Annotated in this window: 20 protein-coding genes and 4 tRNA genes; 7 read left to right on the top strand and 17 right to left on the bottom strand. The window is 69.4% G+C overall.

Translation table 11 applies throughout. The features are described from left to right. The first annotated feature begins 142 nt into the window (after window positions 1–142). A complete protein-coding gene (locus tag LX88_RS36030) occupies window positions 143–553 on the top strand; it encodes a CBS domain-containing protein (RefSeq protein WP_258952234.1) in 411 nt (136 codons plus the stop codon). Here the strand turns inward: LX88_RS36030 and LX88_RS36025 are convergent. From LX88_RS36025 to LX88_RS35960, 14 genes are all read right to left on the bottom strand, one after another. Continuing rightward, window positions 544–999: an NUDIX domain-containing protein gene (locus tag LX88_RS36025; RefSeq protein ID WP_258952233.1), complete on the bottom strand. Its 456-nt coding sequence runs from the start codon at window positions 997–999 to the stop codon at window positions 544–546. The genes LX88_RS36030 and LX88_RS36025 overlap by 10 nt on opposite strands. Window positions 1,000–1,014: 15 nt before the next feature. Next, window positions 1,015–1,092, bottom strand: a tRNA-Ile gene (locus LX88_RS36020). Window positions 1,093–1,179: 87 nt separating this feature from the next. Then, window positions 1,180–1,252, bottom strand: a tRNA-Leu gene (locus tag LX88_RS36015). Between the two features lies 1 nt (window position 1,253). Continuing rightward, a tRNA-Leu gene (locus LX88_RS36010) sits at window positions 1,254–1,327 on the bottom strand. 8 nt (window positions 1,328–1,335) lie between these two features. Next, window positions 1,336–1,408 (bottom strand) — tRNA-Gly (locus LX88_RS36005). A gap of 408 nt (window positions 1,409–1,816) precedes the next feature. Then, entirely contained in the window at window positions 1,817–2,341 is a 525-nt protein-coding gene (locus LX88_RS36000) for a hypothetical protein (RefSeq protein ID WP_258952232.1), read from the bottom strand. Window positions 2,342–2,614: 273 nt separating this feature from the next. Further along, the gene (locus tag LX88_RS35995; protein ID WP_258952231.1) at window positions 2,615–3,001 is read right to left on the bottom strand and encodes a metal-sulfur cluster assembly factor; all 387 of its coding nucleotides are present in this window, start codon (window positions 2,999–3,001) and stop codon (window positions 2,615–2,617) included. Beyond that, window positions 2,998–3,438: a Fe-S cluster assembly sulfur transfer protein SufU gene (sufU, locus tag LX88_RS35990; protein WP_258952230.1), complete on the bottom strand. Its 441-nt coding sequence runs from the start codon at window positions 3,436–3,438 to the stop codon at window positions 2,998–3,000. The genes LX88_RS35995 and sufU overlap by 4 nt, the downstream gene beginning before the upstream one ends. Next, complete coding sequence (locus LX88_RS35985; RefSeq protein ID WP_258952229.1) at window positions 3,438–4,715, bottom strand: cysteine desulfurase; 1,278 nt, start codon at window positions 4,713–4,715, stop codon at window positions 3,438–3,440. Before LX88_RS35985 ends, sufU begins: the two co-directional genes overlap by 1 nt. Window positions 4,716–4,742: 27 nt before the next feature. Continuing rightward, window positions 4,743–5,516 (bottom strand): Fe-S cluster assembly ATPase SufC, encoded by a 774-nt coding sequence (sufC, locus tag LX88_RS35980; RefSeq protein WP_258952228.1) that lies wholly within the window; start codon window positions 5,514–5,516, stop codon window positions 4,743–4,745. A gap of 37 nt (window positions 5,517–5,553) precedes the next feature. Then, window positions 5,554–5,868 carry a non-heme iron oxygenase ferredoxin subunit gene (locus tag LX88_RS35975; RefSeq protein WP_258952227.1) on the bottom strand — a complete coding sequence of 105 codons (315 nt, stop codon included), beginning with the start codon at window positions 5,866–5,868 and terminating at the stop codon, window positions 5,554–5,556. Further along, window positions 5,865–7,022, bottom strand: a complete 1,158-nt coding sequence (sufD, locus tag LX88_RS35970; protein WP_258952226.1) for a Fe-S cluster assembly protein SufD — start codon at window positions 7,020–7,022, stop codon at window positions 5,865–5,867. Before sufD ends, LX88_RS35975 begins: the two co-directional genes overlap by 4 nt. Window position 7,023: 1 nt before the next feature. After that, window positions 7,024–8,478: a Fe-S cluster assembly protein SufB gene (gene sufB, locus LX88_RS35965; protein WP_258952225.1), complete on the bottom strand. Its 1,455-nt coding sequence runs from the start codon at window positions 8,476–8,478 to the stop codon at window positions 7,024–7,026. Continuing rightward, the gene (locus tag LX88_RS35960) at window positions 8,475–9,272 is read right to left on the bottom strand and encodes a helix-turn-helix transcriptional regulator (RefSeq protein WP_307791730.1); all 798 of its coding nucleotides are present in this window, start codon (window positions 9,270–9,272) and stop codon (window positions 8,475–8,477) included. Before LX88_RS35960 ends, sufB begins: the two co-directional genes overlap by 4 nt. On the opposite strand from LX88_RS35960, the gene mptB reads away from it, so the two are divergent. The 3 genes from mptB to LX88_RS35945 all read left to right on the top strand — a co-directional run bounded on the left by mptB (window position 9,271) and on the right by LX88_RS35945 (window position 15,083). After that, window positions 9,271–10,818, top strand: a complete 1,548-nt coding sequence (mptB, locus tag LX88_RS35955) for a polyprenol phosphomannose-dependent alpha 1,6 mannosyltransferase MptB (RefSeq protein WP_258952223.1) — start codon at window positions 9,271–9,273, stop codon at window positions 10,816–10,818. The two genes, LX88_RS35960 and mptB, sit on opposite strands and share 2 nt — an antisense overlap. Window positions 10,819–10,902: 84 nt before the next feature. Then, the gene (locus tag LX88_RS35950) at window positions 10,903–14,550 is read left to right on the top strand and encodes a patatin-like protein (RefSeq protein WP_258952222.1); all 3,648 of its coding nucleotides are present in this window, start codon (window positions 10,903–10,905) and stop codon (window positions 14,548–14,550) included. Next, window positions 14,547–15,083 (top strand): TetR/AcrR family transcriptional regulator, encoded by a 537-nt coding sequence (locus LX88_RS35945; protein ID WP_258952221.1) that lies wholly within the window; start codon window positions 14,547–14,549, stop codon window positions 15,081–15,083. The genes LX88_RS35950 and LX88_RS35945 overlap by 4 nt, the downstream gene beginning before the upstream one ends. A 252-nt stretch (window positions 15,084–15,335) precedes the next feature. Here LX88_RS35945 and LX88_RS35940 read toward each other — a convergent pair whose 3' ends face one another. Continuing rightward, complete coding sequence (locus LX88_RS35940; protein ID WP_258952220.1) at window positions 15,336–17,321, bottom strand: glycosyltransferase; 1,986 nt, start codon at window positions 17,319–17,321, stop codon at window positions 15,336–15,338. Further along, window positions 17,318–17,893 (bottom strand): DUF998 domain-containing protein, encoded by a 576-nt coding sequence (locus LX88_RS35935; RefSeq protein WP_258952219.1) that lies wholly within the window; start codon window positions 17,891–17,893, stop codon window positions 17,318–17,320. The genes LX88_RS35940 and LX88_RS35935 overlap by 4 nt, the downstream gene beginning before the upstream one ends. 201 nt (window positions 17,894–18,094) lie before the next feature. On the opposite strand from LX88_RS35935, the gene LX88_RS35930 reads away from it, so the two are divergent. The 3 genes from LX88_RS35930 to LX88_RS35920 are packed head-to-tail and all read left to right on the top strand — an operon-like array spanning window position 18,095 to window position 20,693. Further along, window positions 18,095–19,000, top strand: coding sequence for an ABC transporter ATP-binding protein (locus LX88_RS35930; RefSeq protein ID WP_372511492.1), 906 nt, complete (start codon window positions 18,095–18,097; stop codon window positions 18,998–19,000). Continuing rightward, window positions 18,997–19,755: an ABC transporter permease gene (locus tag LX88_RS35925; RefSeq protein ID WP_372511486.1), complete on the top strand. Its 759-nt coding sequence runs from the start codon at window positions 18,997–18,999 to the stop codon at window positions 19,753–19,755. The genes LX88_RS35930 and LX88_RS35925 overlap by 4 nt, the downstream gene beginning before the upstream one ends. A 20-nt stretch (window positions 19,756–19,775) precedes the next feature. Then, window positions 19,776–20,693, top strand: a complete 918-nt coding sequence (locus tag LX88_RS35920) for a COX15/CtaA family protein (protein WP_258952217.1) — start codon at window positions 19,776–19,778, stop codon at window positions 20,691–20,693. On the opposite strand, the gene LX88_RS35915 is transcribed toward LX88_RS35920, so the two are convergent. Further along, complete coding sequence (locus LX88_RS35915) at window positions 20,672–21,775, bottom strand: ankyrin repeat domain-containing protein (RefSeq protein ID WP_258952216.1); 1,104 nt, start codon at window positions 21,773–21,775, stop codon at window positions 20,672–20,674. The two genes, LX88_RS35920 and LX88_RS35915, sit on opposite strands and share 22 nt — an antisense overlap. Window positions 21,776–21,782 lie beyond the last annotated feature (7 nt).

The raw sequence follows: 21,782 nt of genomic DNA, 5'->3' as shown, positions 1-21,782 counted from the left end.
GATGGCGACTGCGTAACCCTAGGAACACAGAGAGTAGCACTCTGCGGCATTCGCACCGCAGCGCGTTGGGCCGTTCAGTGGACCAGCCTGCGGGGTGCTTCGGGCGGGCGGATGCTGGGCGAAAGGCCGGAAGGAGGAGGTTGTGACGACAGCGCGCGACATCATGCACCCCGGAGTGCGGTGCGTGGCCGAGGACGCGAGCCTCGTCGAGGCCGCCCGCATGATGCGGGACCTCGACGTCGGTTCCCTGCCGATCTGCGGCAAGGACGACCGGCTGCACGGGATCATCACCGACCGCGACATCGTGATCAGGGCCGTGGCAGAAGGACTCGACCTCGCGACGACCCGCGCCGGCGAGTTCGGCGGCCACGTCCACTGGGTCGACGCGGACGACCCGCTGGAACACGTGCTCGAGACCATGGGCGAGCACCAGATCCGGCGGCTGCCGGTGATCGAGGACCACCGGCTGGTCGGCATGGTGTCCGAGGCGGACCTCGCGAGGCACCTGCCGGAGGACCAGCTGGCGGCGTTCGTCGAACGGGTCTACGCCTGAGGTGACCTGCTGACGCCGTGCTCCAGGTAACGGGTTTCGCCTGATTCCCTCGCTCGTAACGCTTCCGCGACCCTGCGGGCGAGTCTGGGGATCAGGCGCTTCCCCGCCTGGGACGGCGTCACGAACTCGTACGACCTGAGCTCTTCCGCCTGAAGCTGGATGTGGTCGCCAGCGGTGAGCAGCCCGCCCTCGAAGACGAACAGGACGCGGTCCTCACCGTCGCGCGGCGCCCAGTCGGCCACGAGCAGGCGGCCGAGTTCCCTGACGAGACCCAGTTCCTCCTCGATCTCGCGGCGGCAGGCCTCGCTCGGCGTCTCGCCGTGCTCGATCACCCCGCCCGGGATCTCCCAGTACGGCTTGTAGGTGGGCTCCACGAGCAGGAGGCGCCCTGCTTCGTCGAAGAAGAGGGCGCCTGCTCCGGAGAGCGCTCTGCTGCTGTGATCCACAGTTCCTTTGTACGGTGGTCGTCCCGCCAGGAGTTGAACCTGGGACCTACCGCGTATCAGGCGGACGCTCTCACCGGGCTGAGCTACGGGACGGAGTGGAAGACGAGGGTGTCGAACCCTCCAGGGCGATCTTGCAAGGATCACCTGCGCGCCGGCGCGTCCCCCGATTCGGTTGTGTCGTGCCCCAGGCAGGATTCGAACCTGCACTGGACGCGTTCTGAGCGCGTTGCCTCTTCCGTTGGGCTACCGGGGCGTGCGGATCCGGGGAGTCGAACCCCGACTGTCATGGCCCTCGACCATGTGCCTCTACCAGTTGGGCTAGATCCACTTGTGACGAGCGGCCGGAGGGCATCGAACCCTCTGCTTCGGTTTGGAAGACCGACGTGTCCGCCGAGTTCACCACAGCCGCATTGTTTTCGAGCAGCACCGATGGAAGGAGTCGAACCCTCGGGAAACGGGTTTGGAATCCGTTCCGCTTCCAAAGCTCATCGGCATTGGCCGGACAAAAAGAAAACCGCCCAGGTTTCCCGTGGGCGGCTCCGAGGTCATGACCTGGGGATCAGGTCATGGCGTGGAGCCCCACGCCACCGCCAGCAGACCGCCGGCGATGAGGGCGAGAATTCGCCATCCCGCGAGCTGAGCCTTGGCAAGCATGTCTTCCTCCGGTTGATCTCTGTTGTTCGTGATGGGATCAAGCTATGCGACCGTCGCGAACACTCGCAACGCATTTAACTGACTTCGGCGCGGTGTTCCAGATGCTGGATCCCGGCGGAGGAACCACCCTTTCGGGCGGCCCCTCCGCGTCATGATCAACGCATCACAGGATGGTGGCTGTCGCGGCTTCGAGGCGGAGCTGCTGGTTGGTGGTGCCTGCCATCCTGGTCTGGCCGGGACCGACGCAGTCCTCCTTCTGCCACCTGTAGTTCTGGCCGTGCGCGTTGTTGCAGCTCCACCGGGTGGTGTGGCCGAACCTGAACGCCTCCATGCGGCGGAACTGGCCGGTGGTACCGATCGCGAATTCCCGGGCGTCGTACTCGCAGCGCAGGCCCTGCCACCCGTAGTCCTGGCCGTGCGCCTCGGCGCAGGTGTGACCACCGGTGTTGCCGGCCACGATCAGGACGGCTTCGAGGCGCAGGGACAGGCCCTCGGTCCCCGCCATGGCCCAGTCGCCGTCGTTGCTGCAGTCCACGGCTTGCCACCCGTAGTCCTGGATGTGCCCGGTGAAGCACACGTAAGGATCGGCCGAGGCGGCGAAGACTGGGAAGGCGGGCCGGGTCCGCCACGCTTCTGCGCTGATTCCAGGAGGCGGTTTCTCGGTGTCCGCGTTCGCGGGTGCGGTCAATACCCCGACAAACGCGAGAATGGTCGTCAAATAGACAGCGACACGGGTCCCTACCTGCACGTTGCGTCTCCCCCAGGTGTTGTGACGACACGGAGGGCACGCGAGAATAAGCCTTCAGAAATGAAGGCGTGAACCGGAAGCCCCCCAGGCCGACTGGCACCACCAACCATTCCAGGTGTGCCCAGGGCCGTCACTAGAGCTTTCGGCGTAATCGCCTGGACGAAGCAAACGGCGCGCACCCCGCAGGACGCGCGCCGTTCGAACGAACCGAGATCAGACGGTGAAGCCCAGCGCGCGCAGCTGCTCGCGGCCGTCGTCGGTGATCTTCTCCGGGCCCCACGGCGGCATCCACACCCAGTTGATGCGGAAGTCCGCCACGAGACCGCCGCTGCCGCCGCCGGTGAGGGCCGCGCGGGTCTGGTCCTCGATGACGTCGGTCAGCGGGCAGGCCGCCGACGTGAGCGTCATGTCGATGGTGGCGACGTTCTTCTCGTCGACGTGGATGTCGTAGACGAGCCCGAGGTCGACGACGTTGATGCCGAGCTCCGGGTCCACGACGTCGCGCATCGCCTCTTCGAGGTCGTCGAGCGCGGCGACGTCAGCTGTGGGCTCGAAGACCGGCATGCCTTCGGCTCCCCGGACGACTTCTTCGGTGCTCATGCTGCTCCCTGGCTTCGTGCTACTGCGTCTTTGAAGGCCATCCAGCCCAGCAGCGCGCACTTCACGCGCGCCGGGTACTTCGCGACTCCGGCGAAGGCGATGCCGTCCTCGAGGACGTCCTCGTCCGGCTCCACCTTGCCGCGGCCCTGCATCAGCTCGACGAACGCGTCCAGCTTCTCGAACGCCTCGCCCACGGGCTTACCCACGACGAGGTCGGTCAACACCGACGTCGAGGCCTGGCTGATCGAGCAGCCCTGGCCGTCGTAGGAGACGTCCTTCACCACGTCGTCGACGAGGTGCACCCGGAGCGTCACCTCGTCGCCGCAGGTCGGGTTGACCTGGAACGACTCCGCGTCGAACGGGTCGCGCAGGCCTCGGCCGTGCGGGTTCTTGTAGTGGTCCAGGATGATCTCCTGGTACATCTGCTGGAGCTGCATCAGGCCACCCCGAAGAACTTCTGCGCCTCGCGGACGCCGTCGACCAGAGCGTCGACCTCGTCCAGCGTGTTGTACAGGTAGAACGACGCGCGCACCGACGACTGGGCGTTCAGGCAGCGGTGCAGCGGCCACGCGCAGTGGTGGCCGACGCGCACGGCGATGCCCAGGCTGTCCAGCACCTGGCCGGCGTCGTGCGGGTGGACGCCCTCGATCTCGAACGGCACGGCGCCGCCCCTGGCGACCGTGTCCTGCGGGCCGATCAGGCGAACACCCTTGACGGCCGAGAGACCCTCGAGCGCGGCAACGGTCAGCGCGTGCTCGTGGGCGTTGACCCGCTCCATGCCGACGACGCTGAGGTAGTCCACCGCCGCACCCAGACCGACGGCCTGGGAAGTCATGGGCGAACCGGCCTCGAAGCGCTGCGGCGGCGGGGCGAACGACGAGCCCTCCATCTTCACCAGCTCGATCATCGAGCCGCCGGTGATGAAGGGGGGCAACGCCTCCAGCAGCTCACGGCGTCCGTAGAGGACACCGATACCGGACGGGCCGAGCATCTTGTGGCCGGAGAACGACGCGAAGTCGACGCCCAGCGCGCGGAAGTCGACCGGGCTGTGCGGCACGGACTGGCACGCGTCCAGCACCGTCAGCGCGCCGACCTTGCGCGACGCCGCGACGAGCACGTCGACCGGGTTGATCACGCCGGTCACGTTCGACTGGTGGGTGAACGCGACGACCTTGGTGCGCGGCGTGATCACGCTGTCCACATCGGACAGGTCGAGACGACCGTCCTGGGTCAGCGTGAACCACTTGAGCGTCGCACCGGTCCGCGAGGCGAGCTGCTGCCACGGAACGAGGTTCGCGTGGTGCTCCATCTCGGTCACGACGATCTCGTCGCCGGGACCCACGACGAAGCGCGCGGCCTCGGGACCCGAGGTCGCGGCGTTGCCCATCGCGTACGCCACGAGGTTGAAGCCCTCGGTGGCGTTCTTGGTGAACACCAGCTCGCCGAAGTCGGCGCCGACGAAGTCCGCGATGCGCTGACGCGCACCCTCGTACGCGTCGGTCGCTTCCTCGGCCAGCTGGTGGGCACCCCTGTGCACAGCGGCGTTGTGCTGCTGCAGAAAAGCTTTTTCAGCGTCCAGAACCTGCGTCGGGCGTTGCGAGGTGGCGCCGGAGTCCAGGTAGACCAGGCGCTTCCCGTCACGAACGGTGCGAGACAGGATCGGGAAGTCCGCCCTCAGGGCGGCCACGTCCAATGGTGCTGCGGTGGTGGTCACAGCGCCTCCTCTCAACACCTGGTAACGCTAGGAAATGGCTGCGGCTTCCGTCTTGCCGGTGTACTTCACGTAACCCTCGGACTCGAGCACGTCGGCCAGCTCACGGCCACCGGACTCGACGATCCGGCCGTTCGCGAAGACGTGCACGAAGTCCGGCTGGATGTACTTGAGGATCCGGGTGTAGTGCGTGATCAGCATGACGCCGACCTCACCGGAGGCCTTGTAGCGGTTGACGCCCTCGGACACGACGCGCAGGGCGTCGACGTCCAGACCGGAGTCGGTCTCGTCGAGGATCGCGATCTTCGGCTGGAGCAGGCCCAGCTGCAGGATCTCGTGGCGCTTCTTCTCACCACCGGAGAAGCCCTCGTTCACCGAACGCTCGGCGAACGCCGGGTCGATGTCGAGGTCTGCCATCGCACCCTTGACCTCCTTCACCCAGTGGCGGAGGTTCGGGGCCTCGCCGCGCACGGCGGTGGCGGCGGTGCGCAGGAAGTTCGACATCGAGACGCCGGGGACCTCGACCGGGTACTGCATGGCGAGGAAGAGGCCCGCGCGGGCGCGCTCGTCGACGGACATCTCGAGGACGTCCTCACCGTCGAGCGTGACGGTGCCCGAGGTGATCGTGTACTTCGGGTGCCCGGCGATCGCGTAGGACAGCGTGGACTTGCCGGAGCCGTTGGGGCCCATGATGGCGTGCGTCTCGCCGGCCTTGATCGTCAGGTCGACGCCCTTGAGGATCTCCTTGGGAGCGTCCTCGCTGACGACCGAGACGTGCAGGTCCTTGATCTCAAGGGTGGCCATGACTTGCCGTTCTCCTGGTGGTGTAGCTAGAAGTCAGTCAGTTCGTGGTGACGGTGACGTCGACGAAGACGTCACCGTCACGGATGTCGACGGCGTAGACGTCGACCGGTTCGCTTGCGGGTGGCGACGAGGGCGCGCCGGTCTCCAGGTCGAAGCACGACCCGTGCAACCAGCACTCGATCCCCTTGCGGGAGACCTCGCCCTCGCTCAGCGACACCGCGGCGTGCGAGCACAGATCAGCGAGTGCGTGCACCCGCTCGCCGTCGCGCACCAACACGACATCAGTTCCATCGACGTCGGCGGCGAACGGCTTGCGGTCGTCCAGTGAGGACAGTGCACACACCTTGATCACGTGCCGACCGCCTCGAGCTCTGCCTCGATGGCCGCTTCGAGACGCTCGCGCACCTCGGGAACGGCGATCTTCGCGATCAGCTCCTGGAAGAAGCCTCGCACGACGAGACGCCGTGCCTGGTCCTCCGGGATGCCGCGCGCCTGCAGGTAGAAGAGCTGCTCGTCGTCGAACCGGCCGGTGGCGCTGGCGTGGCCCGCACCCTCGATCTCGCCGGTCTCGATCTCCAGGTTCGGCACCGAGTCGGCACGCGCACCGTCGGTGAGGATCAGGTTCCGGTTCAGCTCGAACGTCTCGGTGCCCTCGGCAGCGACACGGATGAGCACGTCACCGATCCACACCGCGTGCGCGCCTTCGCCCTGCAACGCGCCCTTGTAGACGACGTTGCTGCGGCACTTGGCCTGCGCGTGGTCGATGAACGGCCGGTGCTCCTGGTGCTGGCCCGCGTCCGCGAAGTACAGACCGAACAGCTCGGCGTCTCCGCCGCGGCCCGCGTACTGCACGACCGGCGTCACGCGCACGACGTTGCCGCCGAGCGTGACCACGGTGTGCTTGATGGTCGCGTCGCGACCGAGCTTCACGTGGTGCTGCGAGACGTGCACGGCGTCGTCGGCCCAGTCGTGGATGGTGATCACCGTGAGGTGAGCGCCGTCCGCGACGAGGAACTCGACGTTGTCCGCGTACGCGCCGGAGCCGCGGAAGTCCAGGATCACGGTGCCCTCGGCGAACTGCGAGGCCTTGACCTGGATGTGGCCGTAGGCGACGGCGTCCACACCGGCGCCGGTCACCGTGACGGTGGTCGGCTCGGACTTCACGTCACCGGGCAGCGTCACGATCGTGGCGTTCTCGAAGGACGAGTACGCCTGCGCCGCGACGCGGTCACCGGGGACGCCGGCGGTGCCGAGCCGTGAGTCGTCACGACCCACGGTCTCGACGGTGACGCCGGAGGCGGCGCTCACCTCGACGGCAGCGGTACCCGTTGCCGCAGCGCCGGAGTGCAGACCGGCAAGACGCTTGAGAGGCGTGAAGCGCCAGATCTCCTCACGGCCGCCCGGCACCTCGAACGCGTTCACGTCGTAGGACGTGAAGTGCTCCGCGCGAGAGGTGACCGGAACGACGGCTCCGTGGGAGTGGGGTTTCGTAGACAGGGCGGCCATGTCAGCCGACGGCCCCTTCCATCTGCAGTTCGATCAGGCGGTTCAGCTCGAGGGCGTACTCCATGGGGAGCTCGCGCGCGATGGGCTCGACGAACCCGCGCACGATCATCGCCATGGCCTCGTCCTCGCCCAGGCCGCGCGACATCAGGTAGAACAGCTGGTCCTCGGAGACCTTCGAGACCGTGGCCTCGTGCCCCATCTGCACGTCGTCCTCGCGGACGTCGACGTACGGGTAGGTGTCCGACCGGCTGATGGTGTCGACCAGCAGCGCGTCGCACTTCACCGTGGACTTCGAGTGGTGCGCCCGCTTGTTGACCTGGACCAGGCCGCGGTACGACGTGCGGCCACCGCCACGCGCCACCGACTTCGAGATGATCGTCGAAGAGGTGTGCGGTGCCATGTGGACCATCTTGGCGCCGGCGTCCTGGTGCTGGCCCTCGCCCGCGAACGCGATCGAGAGGACCTCGCCCTTGGCGTGCTCGCCCATCAGCCAGACGGCCGGGTACTTCATGGTCACCTTGGAGCCGATGTTGCCGTCGACCCACTCCATGGTCGCGCCCTCTTCGGCCTTGGCGCGCTTGGTGACCAGGTTGTAGACGTTGTTCGACCAGTTCTGGATCGTCGTGTAGCGGCAGCGGCCGCCCTTCTTCACGATGATCTCGACCACGGCCGAGTGCAGCGAGTCCGAGGAGTAGATCGGCGCGGTGCACCCCTCGACGTAGTGCACGTAGGCACCCTCGTCGACGATGATCAGCGTGCGCTCGAACTGACCCATGTTCTCGGTGTTGATCCGGAAGTAGGCCTGCAGCGGGATGTCCACGTGCACGCCCTTCGGCACGTAGATGAACGAGCCACCGGACCACGTCGCGGCGTTCAGCGCCGAGAACTTGTTGTCACCCGCGGGGATGACGGAGCCGAAGTACTCCCGGAAGAGTTCCGGCTGTTCCTTCAGAGCGGTGTCCGTGTCGAGGAAGAGGACGCCCTGCTGCTCCAGGTCCTCGCGGATCTGGTGGTAGACGACCTCGGACTCGTACTGGGCGGCGACACCGGCGACGAGGCGCTGCTTCTCGGCCTCCGGGATGCCCAGGCGGTCGTAGGTGTTCTTGATCTCCTCGGGCAGGTCCTCCCAGGAGGTGGCCTGCTTCTCGGTAGAACGCACGAAGTACTTGATCGAGTCGAAGTCGATCCCAGAGAGGTCAGCGCCCCAGCTCGGCATCGGCTTGAGGTCGAAGAGCTTCAGCGCCTTCAACCGGTACTCGAGCATCCACTCGGGCTCGCTCTTCTTCGCCGAGATGTCGCGGACGACATCCTCGCTGAGGCCTCGGCGTGCGCTCGCGCCGGCAGTGTCCGAGTCGGCCCAGCCGAACTCGTAGTTGCCGAGAGACGCAATCGTCTCTTCCTGCGTGAGCGGAGACTGCACCGTGGTGGGCGTGCGCTGCTCGGCAGCGGTAGTCATGCGGGCTCCCCTCCATCATCTGGGATCCGTGGAACGTTCGGGATGTGCGTCGTGCACACGGCGTGGCCGCGTGCGATCGTCGCGAGGCGCTGCACGTGGGTACCGAGGAGATTCGCGAACGTCTCCGTCTCGGTCTCGCACAGCTGGGGGAACTCGGCGGCGACGTGGGCGACCGGGCAGTGGTGCTGGCACAACTGCTCGCCCGTACCCACGTTTCGCGCCGCCGCAGCGTAACCCTCCCTGGTCAACGCGGTCGCGAGGGCCTTGGCCCGTTCGGCGGGCGTGACCTGGGCCACGATCGTCGAACGGTGACCGTCCACGAGTGCGTCGACACGACTTTGCGCGAAGGCGCGCACTGCCTCTTCCCCGCCAGTCTGGGCGAGGAACCTGAGGGCGGCGACCGCGAGGTCGTCGTAGGCGTGGCCGAACCGGGCTCGTCCGGCGTCAGTCAGCAGGAAGAACTTCGCGGGACGGCCACGGCCACGTTGGGTCTGCCGGGGTGCGTCCCTCGTCGTCGCCTCTCCGTCCGCGAGCAGCGCGTCGATGTGACGACGCACGGCCGTGGGACTGATGCCCAGCTCCTCGGCGATGCTCGCCGCGGTGACCGGGCCCTGCTCCAGCAGGAGCCTGGCGACAGCACGCCGAGTCTTGCCGTCGTGCTGCGGCACGGCGTCAAGGTAGGTCTCGGCGTTTTTCACAACACCAGTGTTGCGTATTTCGCCGGAGGTCGCAAAGATCGCGGTCACAGGGTGACCTGACTCACGGCTGAACGTGGCTGGATACGCTGCTCCCATGTCCACGAACGGCGGAGCTATCACTCCGGAGAGCGACCTCTTGAACGGTCGGGAGCGTCGCCAGCTGGACATCGTCCGTCGCTGGGGCACCATCGGTGCGTTGCTGCTGACCGTGGGATCGCTGGGCGGCGGGGCCGCACCGATCTACTCGCCGCTCTACGGCGTGCCCGTGCTCGGGCTCTTCTCGAGGATGCCCAGTGTCGCGATGGGGGTCGTCTGGACCGGCATCTTCATGATCGTGTCGGCCTGGCTGGCGCTGGGCCGGTTCGTGAAGCCCGGCCGGCCGAGGCTGATCTCGCGCGGTCAGATGGACCGCACGCTGCTGATGTGGACCGTGCCGCTCGTCTTCTGCGTGCCGATGTTCTCCCGCGACGTGTACTCGTACCTGGCGCAGAGCGAGATCGCGGCGCGCGGGCTCGACCCGTACGAGCTGGGGCCCGCGAACGCGCTGGGCGTCGACCACGTGCTGACGCGCGGTGTGCCGAACATCTGGCGGGAGACGCCGGCGCCGTACGGGCCGTTGTTCCTCGCGTTCGGCCGGTTGACCGCGATGCTGACCGGCGACCACGTGGTGTCCGGTGTGTTCGTGCACCGGCTGCTCGTGCTGGTCGGCCTGGGGATGATCGTGTGGGCGCTGCCCCGGCTCGCGGCCCGGTTCGGGGTGCCGCCGGTCGGCGCGTTGTGGCTGGGCGCGCTGAACCCCCTGGTGCTGTTCCACATCGTCATCGGCGTGCACAACGACGGCCTGGCGCTCGGCCTGATGCTGGTCGGCCTGGAGCTCGCGATGCGCGGGCTGGAACCGTTGAAGTGGACCTGGATCACACTGGGCGCCGGGGTCATCGTGTGCGGGGCGATGGTGAAGATCCCCGCGATGGCCGCGCTCGGGTTCCTCGGCGTGATGGTGGCGCGCAAGCTCGGCGGGCAGCTCAAGCACCTGGCCGCCGTGGCCGGGATCATGGCCGTCATAGCGGCGGCCGGGGTGGTGGTGATCTGCCTCGGCACCGGGTTCGGCTTCGGCTGGGTCGAGACGCTGAACGTCGCGTCGACCGTGAAGTCGTGGATGTCGCCGCCGACCGCGCTGGGCTTCCTCGGCGCCGGCACCGGCATCCTGCTGGGCCTCGGCAACCACACCGAGGCGATGATCTCGCTGACCCGGCTGCTCGGGCAGGCCGTGTCCGTGGTGATCACGGTCGGGCTGCTGTGGCGCAGCTTCAAGGGCCGGATCAAGGCGATGAACGGCCTGGGCGCGGCTCTGGGCGCGATCCTGGTGCTCGGGCCGGTGCTGCAGCCCTGGTACGTGCTGTGGGCGGCGATCCCGCTGGCCACCGCCGTGGTCGGGCCGAAGTTCCGGATGTTCGCCATGGTGACGTCGGCGATCATCGCGATCATCCTGCCGCCGACCGGGTCCGCGTTCGACGGGCGTGCCTACACCGTGCCGCAGGCGGTCGCCGGCGCGGTGATCACGTTCGCGGTCTGCGTGCTGGTCGCCCGCAAGCGGGTCGGGCCGTTCCTGAAGTCCGACCCCGCCGGCGGAGGACAGGTCTGAGGGGCCAGTCCGGCCGGTAACCCCGAACCTCCGGCGAGCGAGTCACCCGCAGGGGAAGATCTTCGCCGGAGGGGGTGACGTGGCATGTCCGAACAACCCATGTCGCGGGAAGAGGTCCGGTTCGCCGTCGTGCTCAACGGCGGTGTGAGCCTCGCCGTCTGGATGGGCGGCGTCGTGCTGGAGCTCGACCGCCTGACCAGGCAGGGATCGGTGTACCAGCCGCTGCTGGACCTGGTCGGCTGCACGGCGCGAGCGGACGTCATCGCGGGCACGTCCGCAGGCGGCATCAACGGCGCCGCGCTGGCGTTGTCGCAGGTCAACAAGCAGGCCGACCTGACGAGGCTGCGCGACCTCTGGGCCGAGCAGGGGCGGATGGAGCAACTGCTGCGCACGCCGTTCCGCGGCCAGCCGGGCTCGCTGCTCAAGGGCGACGAGTTCTTCCTGCCCCGGCTGCAGGAGGCGCTGGCCAGGCTCACCGCGGACTTCGAGCCGACCGAGCCCGACGAGCGCCCGATCGACCTGCGCATCACCACCACGCTGCTCGGCGGCGTCCCGGAGGTGACCTACGACGACCTGGGCCAGCCGCTGACGCAGTCGGTGCACCAGGGTTCGTTCTCGTTCCGCCGCGACCCCTACAACTGGGTCAGCGAGGAGACCAGGGACGACTTCGCGGCCGCGACGCTGAACGACCGCGTGCTGCAGCTCGCGCTGGCAGCGCGGTCGAGTGCCAGCTTCCCGTTCGCGTTCGAGCCGAGCTTCATCCCGGTCGGCGGCCAGGCCACACCGGACCGCCCGGACATGGCGGACGTCGCCAGCTGGGCGAACGGCGGCGACCGCAGCAGGTTCGCGGTCGACGGCGGTGTCCTCGTGAACACGCCGACGAAGGAGGCCCTCGAGGCCATCGACCGGATGCCGGCGGACGGGCCGGTGCGGCGGGTGATGCTGCTGGTCTTCCCGCACGCCGAACCGCTGGGTTCCGAGCCGGTGGCCGACACGTTCGACAAGGGACTGACGACGGTCGGGTCCGGCGGCAAGCTGCTGGGCGCGATGTCCAGCCAGGCCGGCCGGACCTACGTCGAGAAGATCGAGGAGCACAACCGGCGCGCCGCCGGCAGCAGGGGCGGCCGGATGGCGTTGCTGGAACGGCTGCACGCGGGCGGCGAGGACGTCGTCGGCGAGGTGTACTCGCTGGCGGACAAGCTCTTCGGCCACTACGAGGACGTCGAGATCCGGCTCGCGGCACGGCAGGTGACGGCGCAGCAGTTCGCGCTGCCCGGCGGGAATCCGGCGAACTGGTCGTTCGAACGGGCGCGCCGGGCCGCGGAGACCGCGCAGCGCAAGTGGAAGGAGCTGCACGGCGTCCTGCCCTACGTGCCGGGCGTGCGGCTGCCGGGCGTCGTGTGCCGCGAGGACGCGGGCTGGGAGTGGGGCATCACGATGGCCGAACGCCTCGGGGCGTCGGCGCTCGACCTGCTCAAGCGGCTCGTGTGGGTGGTGCCCGAGGCACAGGCCGCTGAGGTCACCACGGCCCGCCGTGAACTCCACCGCGTCCGCGCGGAACTGCGCAGGCTGCGGGAGGAGCTGTTCGACTGGAAACCGTCGGACTCGGTCGGCGAGACCTACTGGACTGGGCGACTCGCGAGCTACCACGAGCACATGGTCGACGGGCACCTCGGTCTGGAGGTCAGGGCGCAGGTCGCCGAGATCGGCCGGGTCGTCGGTGCGGTGCAGCAGGTGATCACCTCGCTCGACGAGCACCGGCTGAAGCTCGGTGGACTGGTCTGCTGGCGCGCGCTGCTCGACGCACCGGCGGCGGCGTCCGAGGCGGGGCTCGGCGACGGCGAGCGGTGGCTGAGTCGCCTGCTGGCGCTGGAGATCGCCGGCACGTGCCTGTCCGACGACGCCTCGACCGGCATGGACACCCCGGTCGAACTGGTGCAGGTGTCGCTGCAGACGCGCAACGCGTTCGCGAAGCAGTCGCTCACGGCCGAGGACAAGGCCGGCGGCGCCTCGCTGTCGCGGTTCTCCGGGTTCCTCAAGCGGTCGTGGCGGGTCAACGACTGGATCTGGGGCCGGCTGGACGGCGCCACGATGCTGTGCCGCGTGCTGTTCGACCCGCGGCGGCTGCGGCGCATGGACCTGCTGGGCCGGCCGGCTGATGATCGGCGCACCGCGGAGGAACGCGCGCAGGCCGTCGTCGACCAGGTCGTCACGGCGATGTTCGGCCTGGAGCTGCCGGTGCAGGTGGCCGTGTGCGCCGAGGAGGCCAAGAAGGAGCTCGCGGGCATCTACGAGACCGAGAACGAGCTCTCGCCGTCGTCGATGAAGCTCGCCGAGCTCGCCGCGTGGGGCCTGCACTGGCGGATCATCTGCGAGGAGCTCCCCCGGCTGCGGGCCGCGATCATCGCCGACCGAGGTGACGGCGCGGACAAGCGTTCGCGGGGCGAGCTGTTCCTGGAGGAGCACGCGGACCTGTTGCGGCGCCTTGAGTATCCGCAGGAGCACACGGTCACGCTGGGCATGTCGGCGCTGAACGCCTTCGACCGCGCGGGCATCGGCCGTGAGCCGCTGACCCAGGAGGCGGCGTCGGACCAGATGATCCGCACGGCCGCGACCGCCGCGGCCGTGGCGGTCACCGTCGCCGACTCCGAACGGTCCGGGCTCGCCGCGGTCAGGCCCGTGACGCGGGTGCTGCGCGGTGCCGCCCTGCTCCCCTACTGGACGATCACCGGCCTGACCCGCGGCGGCAGGCTCGCGCAGTTCCTGGGCCTGCTGGGGCTCGCGGTCGGCGGCGCGCTGGTCGTCATGGCGTTGTTCGGCATGCTGCCCGCGTGGGCCGCCGGTCCGGGTGCGGCGCTCGGCGCGGCCGGCCTGCTCGGCGCCTTCGGTTACGCGGCGCTGCGCAGCGGCACGATGCTGCACGGCCTGGTGCTGCTGTCACCGGTGATCCCGTTGGTGGCCATAGCCGTCGAGAGACTTCCCGACGACACGGCGGAGATCACGACGGGCACGATCACGGTGGCCGGTGTCGCGTTCGTCGTCGCGGCGTTGCTCGTGCTCGGCTCGCTGCCCTCGCCGATCCGCACGCCGCTCGCGGTGATGGCCGACTTCCGGCCGTGGCGGATCATCAGGCGGCGCTGGAAGCAGGCGGCGGTGGTCCTGCTGGTGGCGGGGATGGTCTGGTCGGTGTGGCAGTTCGAACTGCACACCAAGCCGTGGCTGGTGATTCCCGCTTCGATCCTTTGTGGAGCGTTCGGCGTCCGGATGGCGCTGACGGGCGGCAAGTCGTTGCAGCGCTGGCGCCGCGTCGAGGGCGTGTGGGGCACGGAACGCGCCGAGCCTCCCGCCGCCGCGACCGCCGGGTGGGCCGTGGTCTACGGCCTCGGCTACCTCGTGGTCGCCGACGTGCTGCTGGTCATCGGGCCGCGCGGCTGGGGCTGGCAGGCGGTGATCGGCACGGCGCTGGCGTTCGGCCTGACGCTGTTGCTGATCACGCCCTGGTACGTGCCCCGCATCGAACGCCGCCGGCTGCGCGACCAGCTCGTCGACGAGGCCGTGCCGGCGCTCTACCCGCCCGGTTGCGACGTCGCGGCGACGTTGCGCGAACGGCTGGAGGGCCACGCCTCGCTGTACCGGTTCCTCGTCCACGGAGACGGCGAGCACCCCTCCGAGCTCACGCTCTCCCAGGCCGGACTGGTTGTGGCGCAACGGATCGAGGCGAAGCTCCGATGAGGGCCGACGCGACGCGCAACATCCAGGCGGTGCTGCGCGCGGCCGCACGGGTGTTCGCGGCCGACCCCCTCGCGCGGATCGCCGACGTCGCCGAAGCGGCGGGCGTGGACAAGCGGACCGTCTACCGGCGCTTCGACTCGCGCGAGGACCTGCTGCTGGCGGTCTACCGCGCCCGGCTGGACGAGCTCGAGTCGTTGATCGACGCGACCTCCTCCGACGACCGGCCGGTCCGCGACGCGCTGCTGGCGTTCGCCGAGGGCGGTGTCCGGCTCAGCCGCGACTGGCCCGTCGACATCCGCGCCGTGGCCGACCCGGCGATCGGTCAGCGGCGCGAGGAGCTGGACGCGCGGATGGACGAGTTCCTGCGCCGTGCCGAACAGGCGGGGGTCATCGCGGCCGGGTTGCCCGCCAGGTGGTCGTTGCGGACGTTGCAGACCCAGCTGCACACGGTCGCGCAGGAGATGCCCGCGCTCGAGCCCGGTCCCGCCGCCGCGCTCGTGGTCGAGACGTTCCTGCACGGGGTCGGCGCCTGACACCCCTGCGACGAGGGCCAGGCCCGTCGAGAACATTTCGCGCTGCCTGTTCCCAGCATCGTCAATGCGGCACGCGGGGACCTTTCGTACTCTCATGCAGTACGAAAGGTCCCCGCGTGAAACTCAGGCACGGCGTGTCGGTGCTCGACACGCCGCTGAGGTGGATCAGGCTTCGAAAGCGGATTTCCGGCGCAGCACGCCACTGGCACCGGCCCGGCCGCGTCGCGCGACCGGGCCGGTGAGCGCCGGCTCTCAGGCGGCCAGTGCGATGACCGGCACCGTCTGACCCATCGCCCGCGCGTAGAGCGCCTCGAAGCGCTCCAGCGTCGTGGCGAGCGCGTGGTGCGAGATGATCTCGCTGCTGGCCGCGCCCATCCGCGCCCGCATCGGCGCGTCGTGCACCAGCGTGTGCAGGCGCTGCGCCAGCTGGTTCACGTCGCCGGGCTCGAACAGCCAGCCGTTGCGGCCGGAGTGCACGAGGTGCGGCAGCGCCATGGCGTTCGCGGCGATCACCGGCTTGCCCGCCGCCATCGCCTCCATCGTGGCGAGGCTCTGCAGCTCCGCGACGCCGGGCATGACGAACAGGTCGCAGCGGGCGTAGGCGTCGAGCAGGTCGTCCTCGGAGACGAAGCCGTGGAAGCGCACGCGGTCCGTGATCTCCAGGTCACGGGCCAGGAGTTCCCACTCCGCCTTGCAGGTGCCGTCGCCGACGATCTCGCCGAACGCGCCGGGCACGCGGGCCAGGGCGCGCAGGAACTCGTCGACGCGCTTCTCCTCGTCCAGGCGGCCCACGAACAACGCGGTCGGGCGGTCGTTGTGCGTCACGGAACGCTGGTAGCGGGCGATGTCGATGCCGCACGACACGGGCACCGCGGCCGTCGGGAAACCGCTGTCGTGCAACAGCTGCACGGCGCGCGGGGTCGGCGCGGTCACCACGTCGGCGCGGCCGAAGACGCGGGCCAGGTCGCGGTAGGCGAACTTGCGGGCCATGCCCTGCAGGAACGCCGGCACGTGGGCGTGGCTGAACAGGTTCTCCGGCATGAAGTGGTTGGTCGCCAGCGTCGGGATGCCCTGGGCCACCGCGGAGTTCAGGACGAACCGGCCCACCACGAAGTGCGCCTGCACGTGCACGACGTCCGGCTTGAGCGACTTGACCAGCTCGTCGGCCTCGCGAGAGGCCTGCCACGGCAGGCAGAAGCGGAAGTCCGGGTAGAACGGCAGCCGGTGCGACCGCAGCCGGTGGACCGTGACACCGGGGATCTCCGTGGCCCTGGGCGAGTCCGGGGCGATCACGTGGACGTCGTGGCCGTTCTCGGCGAGGCCGGCCGCCAGGCGCTGCGCGAAGCGCGCGGCACCGTTGACGTCCGGCGGGAACGTGTCGGCGGCGATGACGACGCGAAGCGCGCTGGAGGTGTTCACGAGGAGCTCCGTTCGGATGTTTTCACGAGGTTGACGAGCAAGTGCGAACACGCCGCAAACGGCGGCGAGAGAGCAGGCGAACAGCGCGACAGCGGTCAACGGGGACAGCTGCGCGGCCTCGCCGAGCAGGAAGGCGCCGAGGCCGACCGCGACCAGCGGGTCCACCACGGTCAGGCAGGCGACGGCGAGATGAGGGGGCCCGCCGGCGTAGGCGTGCTGGACCAGCCAGCCTCCGACGGCGAGCGAGAGGGCGATGCCGAGCACGGACGCGAGGTGCGAGAGCCCGAAACCGCCTTGCTGCACGGACTGGGAGACCGCGCGCATCAACACGGACACGTAGGCGTATGCGACGCCACCGGCTGATGCGAACGCCACGGCGCGGACGCGTGCATTCGACGTAAGGGCTGCGATCACGCCCGGCACCGCGATCAGGCCGAGAGCCACGAGTCCTGCGGTGAGTTCGATGTCCGGCACGACCTTGGTCGCGGTCGCACTGCCCGAGGCGAGCAACACGAACGCACCGACACCCACGGTCGTGAGCAGGATCGCCGGCAGCTCACGGAAACGGCGGTCCATCAACGCGGTCATGCCGATCGCGAGCACACCGATCGGCTGCACGACCGTCAACGGCGCCATGCCCAGCGCGGCGGCGTGCACCCCGGCACCGGCGACGAGCAACGCGAGCCCGGCGAGCCACCGGGGCTGCCGCAGGACGCTGGCGCGGGCTCCGGTCGCGGCGATCGCGTCGTGCTGCAGGCGGGCCGCCAGGGCGAAGCACACGGCACCGAACACGGCGAGCGTGATGGCGAGCATGGTCATGAGGTGCGCCTCACCTGTAGTGCCGCGATGGCGAAAAGGAGTCCGTAAAGTGATGCGAACAAAACGCGTTCCGTTAATCCGCGTGCCTCGAACCCGGCGAAGGAAACGTGGCTGACCAGAAAAGCCGCACTGGAGACGCTCGCCGTTATTGCGACACCGAGCAGGGCCGGAAATTTGCGGGCGATGAGCACACCGGCCGCGGGCAACGCCATGAACATGACCGCGCCGGCGTACCGGTGGATGTAGCCCGACGTGGACGTCGGTGCCCCCGTCGGATCGGTCGGGAAGATCGTCGACACGGTCAGACCTGCCGACCAGACGCCGATCAGCCACTGCGCTGACCTGCCTGCACCGCGCAGGTGGACGGCCAGCAAAGCCGAGACGGCCGCGAGGCTGAGAGACGTCGCCGCGAGCCAGCCCGTGCCGTTGTCCACGAACACGTAGTCGCTGATCACGTCCGTGACCGGGTTGAGCTGACCCGCCGACATCACGTGCAGGTAGAAAATCGGGACCAGTGAGAACACCAGACCCCAGACCACCAGTCCCCGTCTTTTCTCCCCCGCTTCGATCACGGGAAAAGTCTCTTGGGAAAGCCGTGATCAACCAATGGGGAACTCCCCCGAGCCAACCCTGAGGTGTCCCTGAGTCGCCGGGGTAGGGCTAGCCCCACCTTTTTCAGCTGCGCTTCAGGAATAGGCCGAATGACCCAGCTGCGTGCGGATCGTCCCGACCGCCTAGGCTGCGTGCTCGTGAGCCCGAATCCCCAGCCTGCGGTGGAAGTGTCGGGGCTGGTCAAGAGGTACGGCTCGAAGACCGCCGTCGACGGCCTCGATCTCGTTCAGCAGCCCGGCACCGTTCTCGCCCTGCTCGGGCCCAACGGCGCCGGCAAGACGACGACCGTCGAGATCTGCGAGGGTTTCCGCAAGGCCGACGACGGTTCGGTGCGCGTGCTCGGACTCCCGGCCGGCACCGAGGAGCTGCGGCCCCGCATCGGCGTGATGCCGCAGGGCGGCGGCGGGTACCCCGGCATCCGCGCCGAGGAGATGCTGAACCTCGTGGCCGCGTGCGCGAAGAACCCGCTCGACCCGAAGTGGCTGATCGACGTCCTCGGGCTCGGTGGCGCGGTGCGCACCCCGTACAAAAGGCTCTCCGGCGGTCAGCAGCAACGGCTGTCGCTCGCGTGCGCGCTGATCGGCCGTCCCGAGCTCGTGTTCCTGGACGAGCCGACCGCGGGCATGGACCCGCAGGCACGCCGTCTGGTGTGGGACCTGGTGGCCGCACTCAAGGACGACGGCGTGTCCGTGCTCCTGACGACGCACCTCATGGACGAGGCCGAGTCGCTGGCCGACGACGTCGTGATCATCGACGAGGGCCGCGTGGTCGCGCAGGGCTCGCCCGCCGAACTCACCGCGAACCGGCCGGACGACCAGCAGCTGCGGTTCCGCGCCCGGCCCGGTCTCGACACCACGTTGCTGTCCGCCGCACTGCCCGAGGGGCTGAAGGTGCGCGAGGTGACGCGGGGCGCGTACGTCGTGGAGGGTCTGATCGACCCCCAGGTCGTCTCGACCGTCACGTCGTGGTGCGCGCAGCAGGGCGTGCTGGCCGAGGAGCTGACGGTGGCCAAGCGCAGCCTCGAAGACGTTTTCCTGGAGCTGACCGGCAGGGAGCTGCGCTCGTGACCACCTTCGCTCCCGGCACGTTCAAGCCCTCGCCCGGCCGCGGGTCGCTGCCGCGCATGCTGTTCGTGCACGCGCGCACCGAGGCGATGCTGACGTTGCGCAACGGCGAGCAGATCCTGCTCACCGTGCTCATCCCGCTGGCGTTGCTGGTGGCGCTGGCGCTGATGTCGGTGATCCCGATGCCGGAGCCGCGCGTCGGGTCCGCCACCGCGCGGATCTTCGCGCTGGCGATCATCTCCTCCGCCTTCACCGGGCAGGCCATCGCGCTGGGCTTCGACCGGCGTTACGGCGTGCTGAAGCGGCTTTCGGCCTCGGCGCTGCCCCGGTGGCTGCTCGTCGCCGGACGGGTCTGCGGCGCGCTGGTCGTGGTCGCGCTCCAGATCGCGATGCTGGCGGTCACGGCGCTGGTCCTGGGCTGGCGCTTCCCGTTGAGCGGCCTGCCGTGGGTGGTGCTGCTGATCGTCCTGGGCACGCTGACGTTCGGCGCGCTGGGCGTGCTGCTGGGCGGCTCGCTCCGGGCCGACGTCGTGCTGGCACTGGCGAACATCATCTGGTTCGTGCTGCTGATGGTCGGCGGGGTGGCGCTGTCGGTTCCCGTCGGGTTCGTGCACCTGCTGCCGTCCGCCGCTCTGGCCCAGGCGCTGGAAACCTCTGTGGTGCACGGCACCGCTCCAGGTGTGGGCCCGGTCGCAGTGCTCGTGGCCTGGGGTGTTGTGGCCGGAGCACTGGCCACCCGGACGACGAAGCTGACCTGACGGCACCTACCATCAGTGGCGTGTCGAAGCTGACCGCCTTCCTCGTGTCCTGGCAGCGCGCGTTCGCGATTGCCGTCGTCATCGCGCAGGCCGGAATCGCGGTCACCGGGTCGATCGTCCGCGTGACCGGCTCCGGGCTCGGCTGCCCGACGTGGCCCGAGTGCGTCGACGGCAGCGTCGTCCCGGTGGAGCACCCCGAGGTCGCGGCCCTGCACCAGTGGGTCGAGTTCGGCAACCGGACGCTGACCGGTGTCGTCGGCATCATCGCGGGCCTGTGCGTGCTCGCGGCGTGGTTCCACCTGCCGCGACGCAGGCGGGTGCTCGTGCTCTCGCTCGTCCAGCTCGTCGGCGTGGCCGTGCAGGCCGTCGTCGGCGGCATCACGGTGCTGACGGGCCTGGCCTGGTACACCGTGTCGATCCACTTCATGATCTCGATGGGCCTGGTGTGGATGGCCGTGCTGCTCGTGAGCTCGCTGTCCGAGGGCGACGGGCCGGTCAGGCTGAAGGTGCCGGCACCGTTGATGAAGCTCCAGGTCGTCATGGCCGTCGTGCTGGGCGCGCTGTTGCTCGCCGGAACCTGGGTGACGGCCGCGGGGCCGCACGCCGGTGACGCGTCGACGCCTCGTCTGGGCGTCGAGGTCGAGACGCTCGCGCAGATCCACGCGGACCTGCTGTTCCTGTTCCTGGGCCTGCTGATCGCGGTCGGGTTCTTCGCCCGCACCCGCACGTATTGGACGCTTGTCGGCGTCGTGCTCGCTCAGGGCGCGCTGGGCATGGTCCAGTACTGGACGGGCGTGCCCGAGGTGCTCGTGTCGATCCACGTGCTCGGCGCCGGTGCGGTCGTCGTTGCCACGGCGGCACTCTGGACGTCCTCGCGGGAGCGCACGCACGAGGTCGAGCTGCCCGCTTCCGAGGATCAGGCGCTCAGCAAGGCCTGAGCCTCGTCCTGGTCGTTGTGCCCGGCCCAGTTCGCGGGCGTGGCCTCGAAGTTCACGTCGGTGATGGTCCGGTCTGCGCCCGCGTCGAGCAGGATCCGGATGACCGGCAGATGGCCGCGTTCGGCCGCGAGGTGCAGCGCCGTCACGCCCTCGCCGTGCATCGGACCGCCGAAAGTCGTGCGCTGGTTGGGATTCGCGCCGAGGTCGAGCAACGTGCGGGTGGCGTTCTCCAGCCCGCACCAGGCCGCCCACGCGAGCGCCGTGCCGCGGTAGACGTCCGCGTCGATCCTGGCGCCGCGCTTGAGCAGGTCGCCCAGGATCTCGGTGCGGTCGTTGCGGGCGGCCCACGACAGCGCCTCGTCGAGCACTTCCTGCGGGTCGTTCGTCGGCCACCAGCGCGGGAACCCGCTGTGCGGGCGGTAGTAGCCGCGACCGGCCTCCGGTTCGGCCGCCAGGTCGAGCTCACCCAGACCGGCCGCCGTGCGCAGGTTCGCCGGGTGGACTCCCTGCTGCGCCAGCAGTTCCGCGGTCTCCCTGTTGCCCCAGAACAACGCGACGGTGAGCGGGGTACCGCCCTCACCGCGGGCGTCCAGGTCGGTGCGGGCGCCCTTGCCCAGCAGCAACCGGGCCAGGCCGGGGAGGTTCGCGCAGGCCGCCTGGTGCAACGCCGTCCAGCCGTGCACGTTCCGGTGGTCGATGTCCGCGCCGGCGTTGAGCAGCACCTCGACGAGGCGTTCGTCGCACTTCGCCGTCGCGAGGCCGAGCAGGTCGTTCCCGTTGGTGCCACTGGCCTTCACGAGCCACGGGTCGCGCGTGATGATCGCCTTGAGCTCACCGGCGTCCTGCATCTCGATGGCCTGGTAGGCGCGGGCGAACGGGCGCGGCTTGCGGATGTTGGCCTTGAGCGCCTTCCAGTCCTCGCACCCGTGGGCCCTGGCGAGCACCATGTGCGCGCCCTCGTCCGTCAGCGGAACGTCGTCGAAGACCTCCAGCGCACCCGGCACGCCGTCCCACGCGGAGGCGAGCAGACCCCGGGCCCGCTCCTCGTAGTACTCGACGTCATCGCGAAACGGGTGCCACATGGCACCA

It is taken from the genome of Lentzea californiensis, from assembly GCF_024648825.1.
Taxonomy (GTDB): domain Bacteria; phylum Actinomycetota; class Actinomycetes; order Mycobacteriales; family Pseudonocardiaceae; genus Lentzea; species Lentzea californiensis.
This window is presented reverse-complemented; position numbering and strand designations above follow the sequence as displayed.